At 71.7% G+C, this 16,437-nt stretch carries 23 protein-coding genes and 1 pseudogene; 12 read left to right on the forward strand and 12 right to left on the reverse strand.

What is annotated here, in order from left to right; all coding sequences use genetic code 11:
* Positions 1-17: 17 nt before the first annotated feature.
* Positions 18-782: a patatin-like phospholipase family protein gene (locus tag ACTJI1_RS02130; protein WP_440741384.1), complete on the forward strand. Its 765-nt coding sequence runs from the start codon at positions 18-20 to the stop codon at positions 780-782.
* Positions 783-806: 24 nt separating this feature from the next.
* Here ACTJI1_RS02130 and ACTJI1_RS02135 read toward each other — a convergent pair whose 3' ends face one another.
* Positions 807-1,250: an ester cyclase gene (locus tag ACTJI1_RS02135; RefSeq protein ID WP_310131202.1), complete on the reverse strand. Its 444-nt coding sequence runs from the start codon at positions 1,248-1,250 to the stop codon at positions 807-809.
* A 58-nt stretch (positions 1,251-1,308) separates the two neighbouring features.
* Between ACTJI1_RS02135 and ACTJI1_RS02140 the strand changes: the two genes are divergently transcribed.
* Both ACTJI1_RS02140 and ACTJI1_RS02145 read left to right on the forward strand, forming a co-directional pair.
* Entirely contained in the window at positions 1,309-1,935 is a 627-nt protein-coding gene (locus ACTJI1_RS02140; RefSeq protein WP_440741385.1) for a TetR/AcrR family transcriptional regulator, read from the forward strand.
* 65 nt (positions 1,936-2,000) lie between these two features.
* The gene (locus ACTJI1_RS02145) at positions 2,001-2,585 is read left to right on the forward strand and encodes a dihydrofolate reductase family protein (RefSeq protein ID WP_440741386.1); all 585 of its coding nucleotides are present in this window, start codon (positions 2,001-2,003) and stop codon (positions 2,583-2,585) included.
* 36 nt (positions 2,586-2,621) lie between these two features.
* On the opposite strand, the gene ACTJI1_RS02150 is transcribed toward ACTJI1_RS02145, so the two are convergent.
* Positions 2,622-2,990: a VOC family protein gene (locus ACTJI1_RS02150; RefSeq protein ID WP_440741387.1), complete on the reverse strand. Its 369-nt coding sequence runs from the start codon at positions 2,988-2,990 to the stop codon at positions 2,622-2,624.
* A gap of 63 nt (positions 2,991-3,053) precedes the next feature.
* Here ACTJI1_RS02150 and ACTJI1_RS02155 point away from each other — a divergent pair, with 63 nt between their 5' ends.
* Both ACTJI1_RS02155 and ACTJI1_RS02160 read left to right on the forward strand, forming a co-directional pair.
* Positions 3,054-3,521, forward strand: a complete 468-nt coding sequence (locus ACTJI1_RS02155) for a MarR family winged helix-turn-helix transcriptional regulator (protein ID WP_440741388.1) — start codon at positions 3,054-3,056, stop codon at positions 3,519-3,521.
* Between the two features lie 33 nt (positions 3,522-3,554).
* Positions 3,555-4,364 (forward strand): methyltransferase domain-containing protein, encoded by an 810-nt coding sequence (locus tag ACTJI1_RS02160; protein WP_440741389.1) that lies wholly within the window; start codon positions 3,555-3,557, stop codon positions 4,362-4,364.
* On the opposite strand, the gene ACTJI1_RS02165 is transcribed toward ACTJI1_RS02160, so the two are convergent.
* Positions 4,311-5,036 carry a response regulator transcription factor gene (locus ACTJI1_RS02165; RefSeq protein WP_440741390.1) on the reverse strand — a complete coding sequence of 242 codons (726 nt, stop codon included), beginning with the start codon at positions 5,034-5,036 and terminating at the stop codon, positions 4,311-4,313. The genes ACTJI1_RS02160 and ACTJI1_RS02165 overlap by 54 nt on opposite strands.
* Positions 5,037-5,215: 179 nt before the next feature.
* The gene (locus tag ACTJI1_RS02170) at positions 5,216-5,506 is read right to left on the reverse strand and encodes a DUF4287 domain-containing protein (RefSeq protein WP_310131185.1); all 291 of its coding nucleotides are present in this window, start codon (positions 5,504-5,506) and stop codon (positions 5,216-5,218) included.
* Between the two features lie 183 nt (positions 5,507-5,689).
* On the opposite strand from ACTJI1_RS02170, the gene ACTJI1_RS02175 reads away from it, so the two are divergent.
* The 3 genes from ACTJI1_RS02175 (at position 5,690) to ACTJI1_RS02185 (ending at position 7,958) form a co-directional block, all read left to right on the forward strand.
* On the forward strand, positions 5,690-6,076 hold the full coding sequence (locus ACTJI1_RS02175; protein WP_310131183.1) for a PLDc N-terminal domain-containing protein: 387 nt from the start codon (positions 5,690-5,692) through the stop codon (positions 6,074-6,076).
* A 134-nt stretch (positions 6,077-6,210) separates the two neighbouring features.
* A complete protein-coding gene (locus ACTJI1_RS02180; protein ID WP_440741391.1) occupies positions 6,211-7,398 on the forward strand; it encodes a metallophosphoesterase family protein in 1,188 nt (395 codons plus the stop codon).
* A 44-nt stretch (positions 7,399-7,442) separates the two neighbouring features.
* Positions 7,443-7,958, forward strand: a complete 516-nt coding sequence (locus ACTJI1_RS02185) for a GNAT family N-acetyltransferase (RefSeq protein ID WP_440741392.1) — start codon at positions 7,443-7,445, stop codon at positions 7,956-7,958.
* Positions 7,959-7,980: 22 nt separating this feature from the next.
* Here the strand turns inward: ACTJI1_RS02185 and ACTJI1_RS02190 are convergent, their stop codons facing one another.
* Positions 7,981-8,820 (reverse strand): SDR family NAD(P)-dependent oxidoreductase, encoded by an 840-nt coding sequence (locus ACTJI1_RS02190; protein WP_440741393.1) that lies wholly within the window; start codon positions 8,818-8,820, stop codon positions 7,981-7,983.
* A gap of 89 nt (positions 8,821-8,909) precedes the next feature.
* Between ACTJI1_RS02190 and ACTJI1_RS02195 the strand changes: the two genes are divergently transcribed.
* Positions 8,910-9,947, forward strand: a complete 1,038-nt coding sequence (locus tag ACTJI1_RS02195; protein ID WP_440741394.1) for a transporter — start codon at positions 8,910-8,912, stop codon at positions 9,945-9,947.
* Between the two features lie 6 nt (positions 9,948-9,953).
* Here the strand turns inward: ACTJI1_RS02195 and ACTJI1_RS02200 are convergent, their stop codons facing one another.
* The 4 genes and pseudogenes from ACTJI1_RS02200 to ACTJI1_RS02215 form a co-directional block, all read right to left on the reverse strand.
* On the reverse strand, positions 9,954-10,313 hold the full coding sequence (locus ACTJI1_RS02200; protein WP_310131158.1) for a cupin domain-containing protein: 360 nt from the start codon (positions 10,311-10,313) through the stop codon (positions 9,954-9,956).
* A complete protein-coding gene (locus ACTJI1_RS02205) occupies positions 10,310-10,429 on the reverse strand; it encodes a hypothetical protein (RefSeq protein WP_440742166.1) in 120 nt (39 codons plus the stop codon). Before ACTJI1_RS02205 ends, ACTJI1_RS02200 begins: the two co-directional genes overlap by 4 nt.
* 64 nt (positions 10,430-10,493) lie before the next feature.
* Positions 10,494-11,045, reverse strand: a pseudogene (locus tag ACTJI1_RS02210) (alpha/beta fold hydrolase); the annotation flags it as partial.
* Between the two features lie 121 nt (positions 11,046-11,166).
* A complete protein-coding gene (locus ACTJI1_RS02215) occupies positions 11,167-11,790 on the reverse strand; it encodes a TetR/AcrR family transcriptional regulator (protein WP_310131155.1) in 624 nt (207 codons plus the stop codon).
* 105 nt (positions 11,791-11,895) lie between these two features.
* On the opposite strand from ACTJI1_RS02215, the gene ACTJI1_RS02220 reads away from it, so the two are divergent.
* Positions 11,896-12,996: an ABC transporter permease gene (locus ACTJI1_RS02220; protein ID WP_440741395.1), complete on the forward strand. Its 1,101-nt coding sequence runs from the start codon at positions 11,896-11,898 to the stop codon at positions 12,994-12,996.
* A 30-nt stretch (positions 12,997-13,026) separates the two neighbouring features.
* Here the strand turns inward: ACTJI1_RS02220 and ACTJI1_RS02225 are convergent, their stop codons facing one another.
* Positions 13,027-13,251, reverse strand: a complete 225-nt coding sequence (locus tag ACTJI1_RS02225; RefSeq protein WP_310131152.1) for a hypothetical protein — start codon at positions 13,249-13,251, stop codon at positions 13,027-13,029.
* 69 nt (positions 13,252-13,320) lie between these two features.
* Between ACTJI1_RS02225 and ACTJI1_RS02230 the strand changes: the two genes are divergently transcribed.
* Complete coding sequence (locus ACTJI1_RS02230) at positions 13,321-14,391, forward strand: NAD(P)H-dependent flavin oxidoreductase (RefSeq protein WP_440741396.1); 1,071 nt, start codon at positions 13,321-13,323, stop codon at positions 14,389-14,391.
* Positions 14,392-14,412: 21 nt separating this feature from the next.
* Here the strand turns inward: ACTJI1_RS02230 and ACTJI1_RS02235 are convergent, their stop codons facing one another.
* Positions 14,413-14,889, reverse strand: coding sequence for a hypothetical protein (locus ACTJI1_RS02235; protein WP_440741397.1), 477 nt, complete (start codon positions 14,887-14,889; stop codon positions 14,413-14,415).
* 62 nt (positions 14,890-14,951) lie between these two features.
* Complete coding sequence (locus tag ACTJI1_RS02240) at positions 14,952-15,263, reverse strand: hypothetical protein (protein ID WP_440741398.1); 312 nt, start codon at positions 15,261-15,263, stop codon at positions 14,952-14,954.
* 34 nt (positions 15,264-15,297) lie between these two features.
* On the opposite strand from ACTJI1_RS02240, the gene ACTJI1_RS02245 reads away from it, so the two are divergent.
* Positions 15,298-16,401, forward strand: a complete 1,104-nt coding sequence (locus ACTJI1_RS02245) for an alpha/beta fold hydrolase (protein WP_440741399.1) — start codon at positions 15,298-15,300, stop codon at positions 16,399-16,401.
* Positions 16,402-16,437 lie beyond the last annotated feature (36 nt).

Consider the following 16,437-nt stretch of genomic DNA (forward strand, 5'->3'; position numbering starts at 1 on the left):
ATGACGTGGAGGAGACCGTGGGCGACGATCGCAGCCTTGGCCTGGTGCTCAGCGGCGGAGGGGCCTTCGGCGCCGCGCATGTGGGCGTGCTGCAGGTGCTCGCGGAGCGGGGACTGCATCCGGGGATCGTGACCGGGACGAGCTCCGGCGCGCTGGTCGGCGCCGCCTACGCCGCCGGGTTCGAGCCCGAGGCGATCGAGGCCGGAGCGCTGGCGTTCCGCTGGAACGCGATCGCGCGCTGGTCGCTGACGCCGCGCTGGGGGATGCTCGACACGCACGCCGTCTCGGACAGTGTGCGCCGCGTCCTCGGAGCCGACCCGTTGATCGAGACCCTGCCGCGCACCTTCGGCGCGGTCGCCACCGACCTCCGTACGCGCCGCGCGGTCACGATCGACCGGGGGCCGCTGAGCGTCGCCCTCCGCTCGACGATAGCCATCCCGGGGCTCCTGCCGCCCGTGGTCCACGGCGGCATGCGGCTCGCCGACGGCGGGATGATCGACAACGTCCCCGTCAACGCCGCCCGTGCACTCGGCGCGTCGCGCGTGATCGTGGTCCGGCTCCACGCCAAGTGGGAGAACGTCCGGATGATGCGGACCGTGAACCGGACGGCCGACCTCCTCGCCGACCCGTCCGTGGTCCTCATCCAGCCGGAGATGCAGGGCATGGCGCAGTGGATGATGACCGACATCAGTCGCCTCATCGCGGAGGGCCGCCGCGTGGCCGAACTCGCTCTGGACGCGGCCGCCTCCCGGACCGCTGCGCTGGAACGCCAATCGTCGTAGCGATTCCGCCGGCCCCGGCGCCGGTCACGGCTGACGCGGGAGGTCGATCCGTCCCAGCTGGAGCATGATCGCGAAGCGGTCGGGCACGCCCCAGTGCTCCACGATGCGCCCATCCCTGATGCGGGCGACGTCGATGACCGTGAAGTGGACGGTCCGTCCGGTCGGCGGTCCGAAGAACGGCCCGGTGTTGGTGCCCGTCCCTTCGGCACGCACCCACACGATGTCGTCGCGCTCTGCCCAGTCGCCGATCGTGAACCGCAGGTCGGGGAAGGCCGCGTGCACCTCCGTCATCCCCTTCTTCACCTTGGCGATGGCTTCCGCTCCCTGGCCGGCCAGCCCGAGCTGGTGCTCGACGATGTCGGGCGAGCAGAGCTCGTCGACGACCTCCGTGCGCCCGAGAGCGAAGCCCTCGTGGAGCATCCGCTCCAGGACGTGCAGCGACGTGTGGTCCTGATCTGTGGAAAGCATGATGCGACTCCTTCGTGCACTGCCACTGCGGTGACTGCAGTGTTACTGCAGTGAGTGCATGACTAGTATCGATCTCGTGAACGCCGACGTCAAGACCGCATCCACGTATCGCCAGGAGCTCGCGCTCCAGACGCGCGTGCGGATCGCGGCGGCCGCTCAGAGCCTGTTCGCGCGCGACGGCTACTCGGTGACGAGCATGGAGGCCATCGCCAAGGAGGCCGGGGTCGGGACGCGCACCGTCTACGCCTCATTCGGCGCCAAGCGCGAGATCCTCAACGCGATCTGCGAGCGCTGGCTGGAGCGCGCGCGTGCGCGCGAGCTCGCCGAGGAGATCCTCGCGCTGCCGGATGCGGGGCAGCGCGTCGCCGGGGCGGCCCGCTGGTTGACGGTCCTCTACTCCACCGACTTCGATGTGGTGCGCATCCTGGACGCAGCCGTGGACGAGGATGCGGAGACGCAGACGCTGCTGCGCTCGAAGCTCCGCGGCCGCAACCGGGTGATGGACCGCCTGATCGCGTCGGTTGAGGATGAGCTGGTCATCCCGCTCGCCGAGGCGCAGGCGATCTACCGGGCGTTCGCCGCCACCGGCGTCTACCTGGAGCTAGTCGTCACTGCCGGTTGGACGTCGGAGCGGTTCGAGAGCTGGCTCGCGGACACCCTCCTCGGCCAGCTGCTCCGCCCCTGACCTCTTGCCGGCGCCTACCGGGGTGTGGTCGTCTGGCGTGAGGCACTCCGAAGGCGGTGGATCCCATGGGACGCGTGATCTGCGACATGTCCGTCTCGCTCGACGGCTACGTGACGGGCCCGAACGACAGCCGGGAGAATCCATTCGGCGACGGCGCGGAGGATCTGCACGCCTGGCTGCGTCCGGAGGCGGGCGACGACGACCGGGCGGTGCTGCAGTCCGCCATCGAGAAGGCCGGGGCGGTGGTCATGGGCCGGCGGTCGTTCGAGAAGAACGAGGGCGACGGTGGATGGGGCGACGGCGGTCCGCTGGGCGACATCCCGTGTTTCGTGGTCACGCATGAGCCGCCGACGCGGTCGTACCCTCCCGTGTTCACGTTCGTCGCGGACGGCGTGCCCGCCGCGATCGACCTCGCACAGCAGGAGGGCGGTGACAAGGACGTGCACCTGTTCGGTGCGACCGTCATGCAGCAGGCGCTGCCGCTCGGGCTGGTCGACGAGCTGCACCTCCACGTGATGCCGCTCCTCATCGGCGGCGGCACCCGCCTCTTCGGCGACCTCCCGTCGGCGATCGCGCTCGAGCGCACGGGCGCGACGATCACGCCGCTCGCCACGCACCTGAACTACCGCGTGCTGAACGCGGCGCGCTGAGTCCGGCGGGCGAATCGCACCGCGCGGGGCGTGAACTCACGCGCGGTCGTGCAGCGTGACGTGGTAGCCGTCGGGGTCGGCGAACGTGAAGGTCCTGCCGAAGGGGCCGTCGATCGGAGCCGCGACGATCGTGTGCCCGTCCGCCGCGAGCGCGTCGTGGATGGCCTGCACGTCGGTGGCGTGGAGCCAGATCGCGACGCCGAGGCCGGGCTGGGCGACAGCGTCGAGGTCGGTCCCGGGTACGAGGTCGCGCAGCGCGAACGCGATCGGGGTCGTGTCGAAGACGACGGCGTGCGGCGGACCCGCCGGCGAACGGACGAGGCCGAGATAGCGCTCGTAGAACGCCTGGGACCTCTCGAGGTCGCGGGTCTGAAGGGAGAGGAAATCGGGGCCGGTGGCGGGCATGGAGTGCTCCTTCGAATGCGTGTCAGTTATCTGACACGGCTCAACCTATGTCAGAATACTGACATGAGTCAAGACCGCGCCGGCATCGACCTCGAGACCTCCCTCGGATACCTCCTCAAGGTCGCGTCCAGCGAGCTGCGAACGGCGATGGAGGCGGCGCTGCGCCCGCTCGGCATGACGATCACGCACTACTCCTGCCTCGAGCTGCTGGCCCAGCGTCCCGGCCTGTCCAATTCGGAGCTCGCGCGGGGAGCCTTCGTGACCCGGCAGTCGATGAACGTGCTGCTCCAGGCCCTGGAGCGCGACGGCTCCGTGATGCGCGCCACCGAGGCGCCGGTCGGGAAGGCGCTGCCGACGCGGCTCACTCCGCGGGGCCGGCGCGCGCTCGCGAAGGCGACGGCCGCGGTGCGGGAGGTGGAGGTTCGGATGCTCAGCGGACTGAGCGACGCGGAGCAGGCGGCCGCATCCACCCTCCTGCGCCGGATGATCGCGTCGCTGCGGTCCGAGCGAGAGGGCGCTGCGGAAGCCTGACGCGGCCGGCGCCGTCCCTGGCAGGATGCAGGTATGGAAGACGCCACGTTCGAGGAGCTCGTCGCGATCGGCGAGCAGGCCGACGTCACGGGCTGGGACTTCTCCTGGCTCGACGGGCGGGCCACCGAGGAGCGACCGCCCTGGGGATACGCGCGGCAGCTGGCCGGACGCCTGCGTGACGCCCGGTCGTGGCTCGACGTCCAGACCGGAGGCGGCGAGGTCGTCGGCCGAGCGGAGGTCTTCCCGCCCACGGCGGTGGTCACCGAGTCGTGGCCGCCCAACGTCGTCAAGGCGACCCGGCTGCTCCACCCGCGCGGCGTGGTCGTGGTGCACGACCCGGACGAGCCTCCGCTGCCGTTCGCGGACGGGGCGTTCGACCTCGTCACCAGCCGGCATCCCGCGACGATCTGGTGGGACGAGCTCGCCCGCGTGCTGGCACCGGGTGGAACCTACTTCGCGCAGCATGTCGGCCCGGCCAGCGCCTTCGAGCTGATCGAGTTCTTCCTGGGGCCGCTGCCGGAGGCGCGCCGCGGACGCCACCACGACGACGAGGCCGACGCCGCCCGGCGGGCCGGTCTCGACGTGGTCGAACTCCGCACGGCACGCACCCGGATCGAGATCTACGACATCGCCGCCGTGGTCTACCTGCTGCGCAAGGTGATCTGGTGGGTGCCGGGATTCACGGTCGACGCCTATCGGGACCGGCTGCGCGACCTGGATGCCCTCATCCGGCGGGAGGGGAAGTTCGTCACCTACTCGTCGCGCCACCTGATCGAGGCGCGCAAGCCGTCATCCCCGGAGGAGGCCGAGCCGCACGGCCGTCCGGACGGCGTCGATGCGTGAGGTGGCGCCGAGCTTGGCGTAGATGTTGGTGGTGTGCCGCTTGACGGTGCCCTCGGCGATGTGGAGGCGGGCGCTGATCTCCCGGTTGGTGTAGGCCTGCGCGATCATCGTGATGACCTGCAGCTCGCGATCCGTGAGGATCCCGGTGGACTCCGTCCCGGCCGCGAGGGCCCCGCCGGCGGTCTCTGGAGACGGCACGTGCAGCCTGCGCCAGATGCCGAGGTGCTCCTCGGCGTCCGCGACGGCGATCCGCTCGAGGAGCACATCCACGTAGCCCAGTGCCGCGGGGACCACCTCGTCCATGATGGATGCGTTCAGCGCGCGGGCGACCTCCACCGCGTCGCCGTCGTGCTGGAGCTCGGTGAGGGCGATGTCGAACAGCAGCGTGGCTGCGGTCAGGCTGTCGACGGGGTGGATGTTCTGCCCGGCCCGCGCCCGCCCCACGCGCTCGCCACCCGCCGGGCGTGCCGCATCCACGGCGGTCCCGCTCAGACGGTCGCGGGTGCGCTGCAGGATCACCCCGACCTGGGCGCGCAGCTGCTCGACGAGCACCGGATCCGCGGCCAGGGCATTGCCCTGCGCCCGGAGCCGCCGCACGAGTTCGTCCGCGATCGCCGACTCCGCGTCAGGCCGGCCGTTCGACCGTTCGGGGGAGTGCGCGCTGGGGACCACGCCTCCCATCATGGCTGCCGTGACGCTTCCGCGCCGACCCCGGCAATGTGACTTTCGCTACATTCCGGTCGGTTCCGGCCGCCGCTAGGCTCGCCCTGTGCGCCGAACGGGGGACCCGCGGCGCCCGGGTGGCAGGTATCCGGGGGGAGCCTGCCGCCCACGTCCTTCCTCCAGTGCACTCAGGACGGTTTCGTCGCGATCCCGTCGAGCCACAGCGTCTCCGACTCGTCGCGGTGGACGCCGTCCGTGCCCACGTGCTTGGTGCTGATCGTCGGACCCTTCTGGATGACGTGCACCAGCGCCATGCCGTGACCGCGACCGAGGTCGTAGTCGTCCTTCAGCCACGCGAGGATGTCGCCGGCCTTGACGCCCGGGGCGTCGAGGCCTTTCTCGTGGGCGATGTCCACGAGCTGCCGGGGCGTGAGCCCGGTCTTCTTCTCGATGGTGTCCAGGTACGCCTGGAATGACATTCGATCCCCTCTCTCCGGCGCCCACGGTAGCGTGGCCCAGCAGGTGCCCGCCAGCATCAGGCGGGGATGAACGGCGACGCCCCCCGAGGGCAACTGACTGCTGCCTAGCCGCATCCGACCCGGCCGTCGTACCGTCAGGCCACGCGGGGCGAACAACCGTTCCGTGGAGCGATCGGAGCCGTCATGACTTTCTGGGATTTCCTCGTCTGGTCCTTCTGGTTCTACCTGGTGGTCGTGTGCATCTCGATCTTCATCCGGGTGATCATCGACATCTTCCGGGATCCCGAGCTGAACGGCTGGGCGAAGGCACTGTGGGTGCTGTTCATCGTGATCGTGCCGTTCCTGGGCGCGTTCGTCTACCTGATCGCGCGCGGCGGGCGCATGGCCCAGCGCAGCGCGGCCGGGGCGATGGAGGCGCAGGTCGAGTCGGCGAACTACATCCGGAACGTGGCGGGCAGCAGCTCGCCGGCCTCGGAGATCGAGTCGGCGAAACGGCTGCTGGACAGCGGCGCGATCACCGCCGCCGAGTTCGACACCCTGAAGACGAAGGCGCTCGCCGGGACCGCGTGAGCGGCCGCGCATCCTGAGAGCCTCCGCAGGCGTCATTCACCCGGATGACGCCTGCGGTTCATCCGTGCGTCTCCGGGCGCCCGGAACCTGCTGTGGCACGCGGCCGTCGACGACCGCCACTCCAGGAGGATCCCATGCGCACCCGCACCCGCAAGACGTCCCTCATCGCGGCCGGGGTCATCGCCGCGACCCTGTTCGGCACCGCCGCGGCGGTCGCCGTCCCCGTCCTCCAGGGGGGCTGGCCGTACGCCGGTCAGAGCCACGGTGAGGATGCGAAGACCTACACCCTCGCGGCCGTCGGCGACATCGCCTGCGAGCCGGACGACGACGACAACGCGGCCACCCCGGCCGCCCTCAAGTGCGGCAGCCCGAGCCTCGGCGGCTACGACGCCGAGTTCGCGACCGCGAAGCAGACGGACGCGATGAAGCCGGATGCGGTGGCGCTGCTCGGTGACGAGCAGTACGAGGTCGGCAAGCTGAGCGACTTCGAGGGATCGTTCGAGCAGGCGTGGGGCGGGCTCAAGTTCCTGGAGCGTCCGGCGCCCGGCAACCACGAGTACTACGCCTACACGAAGAAGGGCGACAACGAGGCCGGCCAGAACGGCGACGGCTACTTCGCCTACTTCAACGGGCACGACCAGTCCGGCACGCCGAACACCGCGGGCCAGGCGGGCGACGACAGCAGCACCAACCAGGGCTGGTACTCCTACGACCTCGGCAACTGGCACATCGTCTCGCTCAACGTCGAGTGCAACTCGCCGGCGTTCGGCAACGACTGCTCGACCACCGACGGCGGCCTGCTCGCGCAGGAGACCCGCTGGCTCGCCGACGACCTCGCGCACAACCAGAAGCAGTGCACCATCGCCTACTGGCACCAGCCGACGTTCTCGGCGACCACCGCCTCCACCCCGACCGTCCCTGCCTCCGCGCCCGGGGCCGGCGGACAGGAGGGCCAGGTCGCGGACGCCTGGTGGAAGCTGCTCTACGCGAACCACGCCACTCTCATCCTGAACGGCCACGAGCACGCGTACGCGCGGTTCCAGCCGCTGAACCCGGCCGGCCAGGTCGACACGAAGCACGGCATCCCCGAGTTCATCGTCGGGACCGGCGGCGAAGCGCTGGACACGCTGGCGAAGAACGCGGACGGCAGTTACGCCAACCCGAACGTGGTCACGGGCTACGACCAGGGCTACGGCACGATGAAGCTGACGCTCGGACAGCACGGCTACTCGTTCTCGTACGCGCCGGCCCTGCAGGGTGCCGGACTGCCCGCTTCGGCGCTCGACTACTCCGACTCGGGCTCGGGCTCCTGCAACCGCTGAGGCGCGCGGCCGGCCGTGTCGGCCGCGCGGGCGATACTGGACGGGTGACCTCCACGTTCGTCATCCGCCCCGCATCCCCCGACGAGTTCCCCGCGATCGGCGAACTCACCCACTCGGCTTACACGCGCGACTACGACGACCTGCCCGCGAACTATCGCGAGGAGCTCAAGCACCCCGAGGCGCTGGCCGACGAGTACGAGTTCTTCGTGGCCGAGGATGCGCGCACCGGCGCGCTGCTCGGCACGATCGCCCTGCTCAGGCAGGGGATCGACGACGGCGGCCGGATCGGCCCGGACGAGCTGTACTTCCGCCTGCTCGCCACCCATCCGGACGCCCGCGGCCGGGGGATCGGGATCGCGCTCACCGAGTTCGCGATGGAGCAGGCGGCCGCTCGCGGCCAGCATGCGGTCGTCATGAACAGCGGGCCGGACATGCTCGGCGCCCACGCCCTGTACCGCAAGCTGGGCTTCAGCCGCCGCTCCGAGCGCGAGGGCACCATTGCGCTTCCGGACGGCCGGACGCTGCAACTGCTGACGTTCGTGCGCGAACTCGCGGGCTGAACGAGGCTCGGGCATTCCTGCGCTACTGCACCCAGTGCGCAGTGACGGCCTGCACGTGCGAGCCGTCGAGGTCGGAGAGCTTGATCCCGGCGAAGCGGACCGCGTTCTCGGAGGTCTGGATGCGCGCCGGCGGCTGCTCCGCGTCGAGCACGCCGAGGATGACCCCGGCGACGCCCTCGGGCGCCTGCGCGACCGAGGGATCGAAGGCCCCGGCCGTGCGGGCGAGGTAGGCGCTGAACGCGGGCTCGTACGGGGTGCCGTAGGCGGGGTGGTTCGCGTCGAGTCCGACGTTCGCGACGAACTCGGTGCTCACGGCTCCCGGCTCGACGACGGTCACGCGGACGCCGACGGTGGCGGCGACGGGCGTCAGCGACTCCATGAAGCCCTCGACGGCGAACTTCGCCGCGCAGTACGCCTCGTTGAACGGCTGGCCCACGACGCCGCCGACGCTCGAGACGGTGACGACGCGTCCACGGCTCTCGCGCAGCATCGGCAGGGCGGCACGGGTGAGGGAGACGACGCCGAAGAAGTTCACCTCCATCACCGAGCGCACGTCGTCGATGCTCTCCAGCTCGATGGTCCCGACGTGGCCGGCGCCCGCGTTGTTGAGCAGGGCATCCAGTCGCCCGTAGGCCTCCCGGATGTAGCCGATGCAGTCGGCGACGGAGCGCTCGTCCGTGACGTCCAAGCGCTGGAGGTCGAGGTCGACGCCCGCCTCCCCGGCCGCGGCGCGGAGCGGCTCGGCCTTGTCGAGGTCGCGCATGGTGGCGACCACGCGGAAGCCGTGACGGGCGGCGGCGACGGCCGACTCCAGACCGATGCCGGACGAGGTGCCGGTGATGAGCAGGACGGGGGAGGTCATGGGCTCAGTCTGTCACCGGCCCTCGCCGCGTGCTCGCTTTTCGGGGGACGCGGCCCGCGCTAGCGTGAGGCTCCGACGAAAGGACGGCCGTGAGCACTCTCGCAGGCGATACCCCGGACACGCCCGCGCGACGGCGTTCGGCCCAGCGCATCCCGCTCAACACCCTGGCCATCGCGTTCGGCCTGGCCGGTCTGGCGGGGGTCTGGACCACGGCAGGCCGGCTCCTCGGCGTGCCGGAGCTGATCGGACAGCTGCTCTGGGTGGTCGTCCTCGTCGCGTGGCTGTGGCTCATCGTCGCGCATCTGCGGCGCGGCGCCCGGAGCGCCGAGACGCTTGCTGCGCAGCTGCGGCACCCCGCGCAGGGCCCGATCGCGGCACTGGTGCCGGTCGTCGGGATGCTGCTGGGCGCCGACCTGTACCGTTTCGTCCCCGTCGCGGGCCTCGTCGTCGTGGTCGTCTCGCTCGTGGTGGCCGCCGGGTTCGCCGGCTGGATCCTGGCGTATTGGCACACGGGCAGCCTCCCGCCGGAGGCGTTCCACGGCGGCTACCTGCTCCCGACGGTCGCCGCGGGTCTGATCGGGGCGACGACATCGTTCAAGGTCGGACTGCCAGGAGTTGCGATGGCAGCCTTCGCGGTAGGAATCTTCTTCTGGATCGTGATCTCGACCGTCCTGCTCGCGCGGCTGGCATTCTTCCCGCCGCTGCCGGCGGCGCTCACCCCGACCTGCGCCATCCTGCTCGCGCCGCCCGCTGTCGCCGGCACCGCGTGGTTCACGATGAACGGCGAGCACGCGGACGCGGTCTCGACGGCGCTGCTCGGCCTCCTCGTGGTGATGGCGCTGCAGCAGCTCGCGCTCATCACGCGCTACCGGGTGCTCCCGTTCTCGCTGGGATTCTGGTCGTTCACATTCCCGGTGGCGGCCGCGGCGGGGTACGGCGTCGAGTGGCTGTCCATCGCGGGCTTCGCCGGATGGCAGCTCGTCGCCTGGCTGGTGGTGGCGCTGGCCACCGTGGTGGTGCTCGCGGTCGCCGTCCGGTCGCTCGTGCTGGTCACCAGCGTCCGCCGCGGCGCCCGTCGCGCCGAGAGCGTGCTCCGGCGGGCGGACGCCGCGGTCGAGCGGCGCTGAGGTCGGCTATCCCGGCGGGTCGACGAAGCTCGCGAGCGGCGCGTCCGGATCCACCAGGTACGTGGACAGCATGCGGCCGGTGCCCGGCCCCACGTCCTTGGCGTTGTGCGGCGTGCCGGGCGGGATCAGGAACCCGGAGCCCGCTTCGAGGTGCAGGGTGTCCGCTCCACTGATCCGCATCTCGACGGAACCGGCGACGATGTAGCCGACCTCCTCGCCGGGATGCGTGTGCCAGCCGGACTCGACGCCGTCCGGGATCTCGGTGAGCACCTGCACGATGATGCGGCCGGGGATGGACGACGTCCGTCGCTGCACCTCGGTGCGCTTGAGGCGGCCGGCCAGCGCGTCGTGCGCGTCGTCCGTCATCGGCTCACCGATTGGATGGCGCCGAGGATCACGTCGGCCACGGCGCGCGGTTGCGAGACCATGATCAGGTGCGAGCCCTCCAGCGTGGTGAGCTGGGCCCCGGCCTGCTTCGCCATTCCGAGCAGCACATCCGACCCCGCGGCCTTGTCCCCGGTCGCGACGACGGCCCACGACGGCAGGTTCTTCCAGGCGGGTGCGCCGTTCTTCTCGTCGAAGGCCGCGGCCGCGACGGGACGCTGTGCGGAGCCGAGGACCGCGCCCTGCTCGGGAGACAGGTCGCCCGCGAAGACGTGCGGGAAGTCGGCCTCGTTCACGTACAGCTCGACCGCCGTGGCGTCGCCGTCGCCCGTCGGATAGGTGCGCTGCACGAGCGCGGGAGCCAGGGCGCTGTCGCGCGACGTGCCCTCCACCTCGCCGAGCGTCTGGCCCTCCTCGGGGGGCGAAGCCGGAGACGAAGACGAGACCTTTCACGGCGTCCACCCCGGTCGCCGCATTGGTGATCACCGCCCCGCCGTACGAGTGGCCCACCAGCAGGAACGTCCCGTCCAGCTGGGTGAGCATGTGCCGCAGGTAGGCGGCGTCGGAGAGGAGCCCCCGCAGGGGCACGGCCGGGGCGAGCACGTGCACGCCTTCCGCTTGGAGGAGCTGCGTCACCGCGGCCCAGCTGCCGGCGTCGGCGAATGCGCCGTGCACCAGGACCACCGTCATGCCGGTGGATTGTTCGTCTGTCATCGTCGCCCTCTTCGCGCGTGACTTCAGCGGAGGATGCTCGCTGACAGGTCGCCGCTGAACGCCCGCCGGTGCCGGGTACCCGGACGATGGCGTCAGTGTAGGGGCGCGTTTCCTCGCTTGGCTAGGGGACCGGTGTGATCGGGTTCGTCCGCACCGCGGCCGCCACGCGCTCGACGGCCTCCAGGTAGCCCCGGCGATCGAAGTCCTCGAAGAGGACGCTCTGGACGACGTAACCCTGCACCAGCCCGACATACAGCGGCGCGTCCGCCTCCGCCGCCGGCTCCGCCTCTTCGGGCGGCAGCCCCACGACGCGCGTGTAGTACTCGGTCAGGTAGCCCGCGAACATGCCGCGGATGCGGCCGCCGATCGTGCCGGCCAGGTTCCGCAGCTTGGCGTTGATGGGCACCTGCCCCCACACCTGGAGCAGCAGCTGCAGGTCGCCGATCTGCGCTGTCAGCCCTTCGACGAGCATGCGCACCAGCTCCGCGGGGGAGACCAGCGGGTCACGCCGGCGGGCCTGGGCGAGATCGAGGAAACGGGCGTCGAGGATCTCGGAGACGGCGAGCTCCATGAGTTCCTCCTTGCTCTTGTAGTGCCCGTAGATGGCCCCGGCGGAGAGCCCGGACTCGGCGATGATGTCGGCCATCGAGGTCTGCTGGAAGCCGGAACGGGCGAAGCAGCGGAGCGCAGCGGTGACGATCTGGTGGCGGCGTGCCGCCCGGTGCTCGTCGGTGACCTTCGGCATGGCGCTCGGCTCCTCCCCGGGACGACAAAAAGAATGATCGTTCTTGACAATACCGTGCAACCGCATCACCATAAAGAACGAGTATTCGTTTTTTGGGAGGTCGCCATGCTCACCGCCACACCTGCCGTGTCCGAATCGGACCGGCCCGCCGTCCCGTCCGGCGGAGCGCCCGCGCCGCACACCCCCTGGCTGCGCGCGGTGCTCCTCGCCGTCGGCGCCGCTGCGATCGTCGTCGTCGTGCTCCTGGCCTTCCTCTGGCCGACGGTCACGTCGACGGTCAAAGATCTGCCGATCGCCGTCGCCGGCCAGCCGGCCGCCGTGGCGCAGGTGGAGAAGCAGCTCGACGCCGCCGCGGAGGGCGCATTCGACGTGACCGCCGTCGCGGACCGCAGCGACGCGGTCGACCTCATCAAGACGCGCGACGTCTACGGCGCGATCGTCATCGGGCAGAAGCCGGAGGTGCTCACGGCGTCCGCGAACGGCGCGGCCGTGACCCAGATCCTCACGCAGGTCGCCGGCAAGCTCCAGGCGGCCGCGCAGAAGCAGGCGGATGCCGCCGTGGCCGCCGCCGTCGCCGCCGGCCGGGCGCCGGCCGGCACGCGCGCGCCCACTGTGACGGTCCCCGTCACCGACATCGTGCCGCTCGCATCGACGGACGCGCGGGGCCTCGGCCTCGCCGCGGCCGCGTTCCCGCTCGTGCTCGGCGGGATGCTCGGCGGCATCCTGATCTCGCTGCTGGTCGTCGGAAGCTGGCGACGGCTCACGGCGGTGGTGCTCTACGCCGTGATCGGCGGGCTCGGCGTGACGGCGATCCTGCAGGGCTGGTTCGGCATCCTGCAGGGCGGCTTCTGGCTCAACTCGCTCGCTGTGGGCCTCTCGATGCTCGCGACCGCCGCCTTCATCGTCGGGATGAACGCCCTGCTCGGCCGGCCCGGCATCGCCGTCGGCGCGGTGCTGACCGTGCTGGTCGGCAACCCGCTGTCCGCGGCCGCTCAGCCGCTCCAGTTCCTCGTCGGGCCGTGGGGCGCCGTGGGTCAGTGGTTCGTGCCGGGTGCGTCGGTGACGCTGCTACGCGACCTGTCGTACTTCCCGGACGCGAGCACCGCCTTCCCGTGGCTGGTGCTCACCGGTTGGGCGGTCGTCGGACTCGTCGCGATGCTGTTCGGGCACTTCCGCAACCAGGAGGTCACGCAGGCGGCCGCCTGACCGCTGGGCCGGCCGGGCCGTCCGTCGCCGCTAAGGGCAGTGGATGCGCGTCGACGTGCGCGAGTCCGCGAACCGCTCGATCCGGTGCTGGTCCAGCGGCTTGCCGCACAGCGGGCAGGCGGCGTCGGCGCGCCGGACATCCGGCTCCTCCGGGTGTCCCGCCCCGAGCTGGGCGGGACCGGTGAACGTGCGGACGACATCGTTGGCCTTCTCGTAGAAGCGCCAGAAGCGGCCGGCCATCGTGTCCCCGTCCATCCATTAGTTAGTACACGAACGATTATCGCACATCCGCACCCGATCGGATCAGGCTCGTATATTTGCACCGTGAACACCGAGCTTCGCGACCTGCTCGCCATCCAGACACCCGTCGTGCTCGGCCCGTTCGGCGGTCTGTCCTCGGTCGAGCTGACCGCGACGGTGAGCAGCGCGGGCGGCCTCGGGTCGTTCGGCCTGTACGGGCTCGGCCCGGAGCGGATCGCCGCCGTGGCGGCGGAGATCCGGGAACGCACCGCCCGGCCGTTCGCGCTCAACCTGTGGCTGCCCTACCAGGGTCCTGGCGAGCGGGCTCCCGGCGACGGCTTCGACCGCGCCGAGTTCGACCGTGCCGTCGCCTGCCTCGGCCGGCTGTTCGCCGAGGCCGGCGTCGAGCCCCCGGCGTGGCCCGTCCCCGGCCTCCCGCCGTTCGAGGAGCAGCTGGAGGCCGTGCTCGCCGCCCGGCCGGCCGCCGTCAGCTTCGTGTTCGGTGTGCCGTCGGCCGACGTGGTCGAGCGCGCACACCGTGAGGGCGTCCGCGTGATCGGGGCGGCGACCACCGTGCCGGAGGCGCAGGCGCTCGAAGCGGGCGGGGTGGATGCGATCGTCGCGTCGGGTCTGGAGGCCGCGGGGCACCGGCCGTCGTTCCTGGCGGCTCCCGAGGCGAGCCTCGTCGGAAGCATGGCGCTCATCCCGCAGGTCGTCGACGCGGTCTCGGTGCCGGTCATCGCTGCGGGAGGCATCGCCGACCGGCGCGGGGTCGCGGCGGCGTTCGCGCTGGGCGCCGCGGGAGTGCAGGTCGGATCGGCCTTCCTCGCGACCCGGCAGTCGGTCGCACCGCCCGTGCACCGGGAGCGGATGCGCGGCGCGCTCGCCCACGAGACTGTGCTCACGCGCTCGATGAGCGGCCGGCCCGCTCGCGGCCTCCCGAACCGCGCCGTGCGCACGATCGAGGAGAGCGGGACGCGTGCGTCCTTCCCGCTGCAGAACATCCTCACCGGCGTCTTCCGCCGCCGGGCCGCCGAGCTGGGCGACCCCGAACTGCTCTCGCTCTGGATGGGCCAGGCCGCCGGCCTGTCCCGGCACGACGACGCGGTCGACGTCTTCGCCGAGCTCGCAGCGGGAGTGCCGGCCCGGCAGTAGCGTCGCGGGCGCCCGCATCCGTCAGGACGGGAGGGTGCAGGTGGCGGAGCGGGTCGGGCGGAACGTGAACCGGTGACCGCTGTCGGGGTCGCCGAGATACTGGTAGAGGGTTGCTCCGCCGAAGTCTCCGCCGATGTAGAGCTCGTCGCCGATGCCGACGGTCCGGCGTAGCCCAGCCTGGTAGAGGGTGTTCGCGTCCATATCGACCTTGTCGTCCTCGCTCCGGGTCCAGTGGCCGCGGAGGTCGACGCGGTGGTCCCAATCGGCGACGTCGCCCAGGGCCGCCTGCAGCACCGGATCTGGGACGCCGCAGGCGCGGAAGCTGTGGTCTCGACCCACGACGAGGACGGCCCGGTGACCGTCCGGGTCCGGGTCGCTCTGCCAGGTGCCGGCGAGCAGCCTGTCGGGGACGACGACCGGAGCGCACCCACTGAGCGTCGCGATCACGGCAACGACGACGGCAGCGGCCAGCAGTCGGGAACGAGTGGGGCGCACCATCGCATGGTCCCACATCCGCATACTGCACCTCTCGTCCTGGTCTCTGTGCGCGGCCACGGTCGTCAGATGACCCGGAACGCGAACAGCGCAGCCGGCACCGCGACGATCAGTGCGGCTCCGCCGGCGATGGCGGCGCGGCGCCAGCCGGGTATCCACGGCGGCAGCGCCACCGCCAGGAACATCACGACCCCGGCGGCCGCCACCCACAGGCTGGTGCCGACGACGTCGCCGGGCGCGTAGAGGCAGGTGTTGAAGGCGCACCACCAGAACCGGCCGAACGCGGCACAGCACACGTCGATCGCCAGGGCGAGCGGGATGGACGCGAGCAGCCAGTACCCGTGGCGCGGCCGCGTGGCGGCGCTATCTGCGCTCACCTGTCCTCCCGTCTCCTCGCTGTGAGGAGTCTAGATGCGGACGGGTCCGCGGCGGCCGAGCTCGCGGCGGGTGTGCGCGCCCGGCGGTAGCGTCGCGTCCGTCGCCGCCGACGGCCACAATGGACGCGTGCAGCAGCGCCTCTCCCGGGTCACGACGGCCGACGGCTCCGCGCTCGCCGTGGCCACCGTCGGCGAGGGGCGGCCGGTGGTCTACGTCTCCGGCTGGCTCAGTCACCTGGAGCGCGGGTGGGAGCTGCCGGAAGAGCGCGCGTTCCTGGAGGGCCTCGCCGCGGGGTGCCGCCTGGTCCGGTACGACCGGGCCGGATGCGGTCTCTCGGCCCCGACCTCGCGTGCGCCGTCGCTGGAGTACGAGCTCGAGCAGCTCGCCGCCGTCGTGGCGGAGCTCGGCGACGAACCGTTCGACCTGATCGGCGCCTCCCTCGGCGCGCCGGTGGCCGTGGCATGGGCGGCCGCGCATCCCGGGACGGTCCGGCGGCTGGTGCTGTACGGCGGGTGGGCGTCGGGGCCGCTCATCTCGCCCGCGAGCGCGCGGGAGCACATCCTGGGCCTCGTCGCCTCGCACTGGGGACTGGGCTCCGACGTGCTCACCGACATCTTCGCGCCGGACGCGCCCGCATCCGCCCGCGCGGCGTTCGGGCGGTACCAGCGGGAGTCGTCTAGCGCCGCGACGGCCCGTGCACTGCTGGAGCTGAGCTATGCGCTCGACGTCACCCCGCTCCTGCCCCAGGTCGCGGCGCCGACCCTCGTGGTGCACCGGGCCGACGACCGGGCGGCGCCGCTCGCCCAGGCGGAGGCGCTCCGCGACGGGATCCCGGGCGCCCGGCTCGCCGTCCTGCCCGGGCGGTCGCACCTCCCGTGGGCCGGCGACGCGCCCGCACTGGTCGCGACCATCCGCCGCTTCCTCGGCCTCCGCGTCGCGCGGACGCCGGCCGGGACGCTCACGCCGCGGCAGCAGGAGGTCGCCGCGCTGGTGGGGGAGGGACGCACGAACCGCGAGATCGCCGAACGCCTCGGCATCGACGAGCGGTCGGCCGAGGGACACGTCGAGCGCATCCGCCTGCGGCTCGGCTTCCGCTCGCGGGCGCAGATCGCGGCCTGGTACGCGGAACGGCGCTGACTGGGGTAGTTCCCCGCCTGCCCGCGGGCCGCGCGG

The organism is Leifsonia sp. 22587 (genome assembly GCF_052044215.1).
In the GTDB taxonomy this organism is placed as follows: domain Bacteria; phylum Actinomycetota; class Actinomycetes; order Actinomycetales; family Microbacteriaceae; genus Leifsonia; species Leifsonia shinshuensis_C.

Coding starts and splice junctions, on each gene's coding strand:
- ACTJI1_RS02135 (WP_310131202.1), bottom strand. CDS start 1,250: ATGCTTTCCACAGATCAGGACCACACGTCGCTGCACGTCCTGGAGCGG.
- ACTJI1_RS02140 (WP_440741385.1), top strand. CDS start 1,309: ATGACTAGTATCGATCTCGTGAACGCCGACGTCAAGACCGCATCCACG.
- ACTJI1_RS02145 (WP_440741386.1), top strand. CDS start 2,001: ATGGGACGCGTGATCTGCGACATGTCCGTCTCGCTCGACGGCTACGTG.
- ACTJI1_RS02150 (WP_440741387.1), bottom strand. CDS start 2,990: ATGCCCGCCACCGGCCCCGATTTCCTCTCCCTTCAGACCCGCGACCTC.
- ACTJI1_RS02155 (WP_440741388.1), top strand. CDS start 3,054: ATGAGTCAAGACCGCGCCGGCATCGACCTCGAGACCTCCCTCGGATAC.
- ACTJI1_RS02160 (WP_440741389.1), top strand. CDS start 3,555: ATGGAAGACGCCACGTTCGAGGAGCTCGTCGCGATCGGCGAGCAGGCC.
- ACTJI1_RS02170 (WP_310131185.1), bottom strand. CDS start 5,506: ATGTCATTCCAGGCGTACCTGGACACCATCGAGAAGAAGACCGGGCTC.
- ACTJI1_RS02175 (WP_310131183.1), top strand. CDS start 5,690: ATGACTTTCTGGGATTTCCTCGTCTGGTCCTTCTGGTTCTACCTGGTG.
- ACTJI1_RS02180 (WP_440741391.1), top strand. CDS start 6,211: ATGCGCACCCGCACCCGCAAGACGTCCCTCATCGCGGCCGGGGTCATC.
- ACTJI1_RS02190 (WP_440741393.1), bottom strand. CDS start 8,820: ATGACCTCCCCCGTCCTGCTCATCACCGGCACCTCGTCCGGCATCGGT.
- ACTJI1_RS02200 (WP_310131158.1), bottom strand. CDS start 10,313: ATGACGGACGACGCGCACGACGCGCTGGCCGGCCGCCTCAAGCGCACC.
- ACTJI1_RS02205 (WP_440742166.1), bottom strand. CDS start 10,429: ATGGCGAAGCAGGCCGGGGCCCAGCTCACCACGCTGGAGGGCTCGCAC.
- ACTJI1_RS02215 (WP_310131155.1), bottom strand. CDS start 11,790: ATGCCGAAGGTCACCGACGAGCACCGGGCGGCACGCCGCCACCAGATC.
- ACTJI1_RS02220 (WP_440741395.1), top strand. CDS start 11,896: ATGCTCACCGCCACACCTGCCGTGTCCGAATCGGACCGGCCCGCCGTC.
- ACTJI1_RS02225 (WP_310131152.1), bottom strand. CDS start 13,251: ATGGACGGGGACACGATGGCCGGCCGCTTCTGGCGCTTCTACGAGAAG.
- ACTJI1_RS02235 (WP_440741397.1), bottom strand. CDS start 14,889: ATGGTGCGCCCCACTCGTTCCCGACTGCTGGCCGCTGCCGTCGTCGTT.
- ACTJI1_RS02245 (WP_440741399.1), top strand. CDS start 15,298: ATGCGGACGGGTCCGCGGCGGCCGAGCTCGCGGCGGGTGTGCGCGCCC.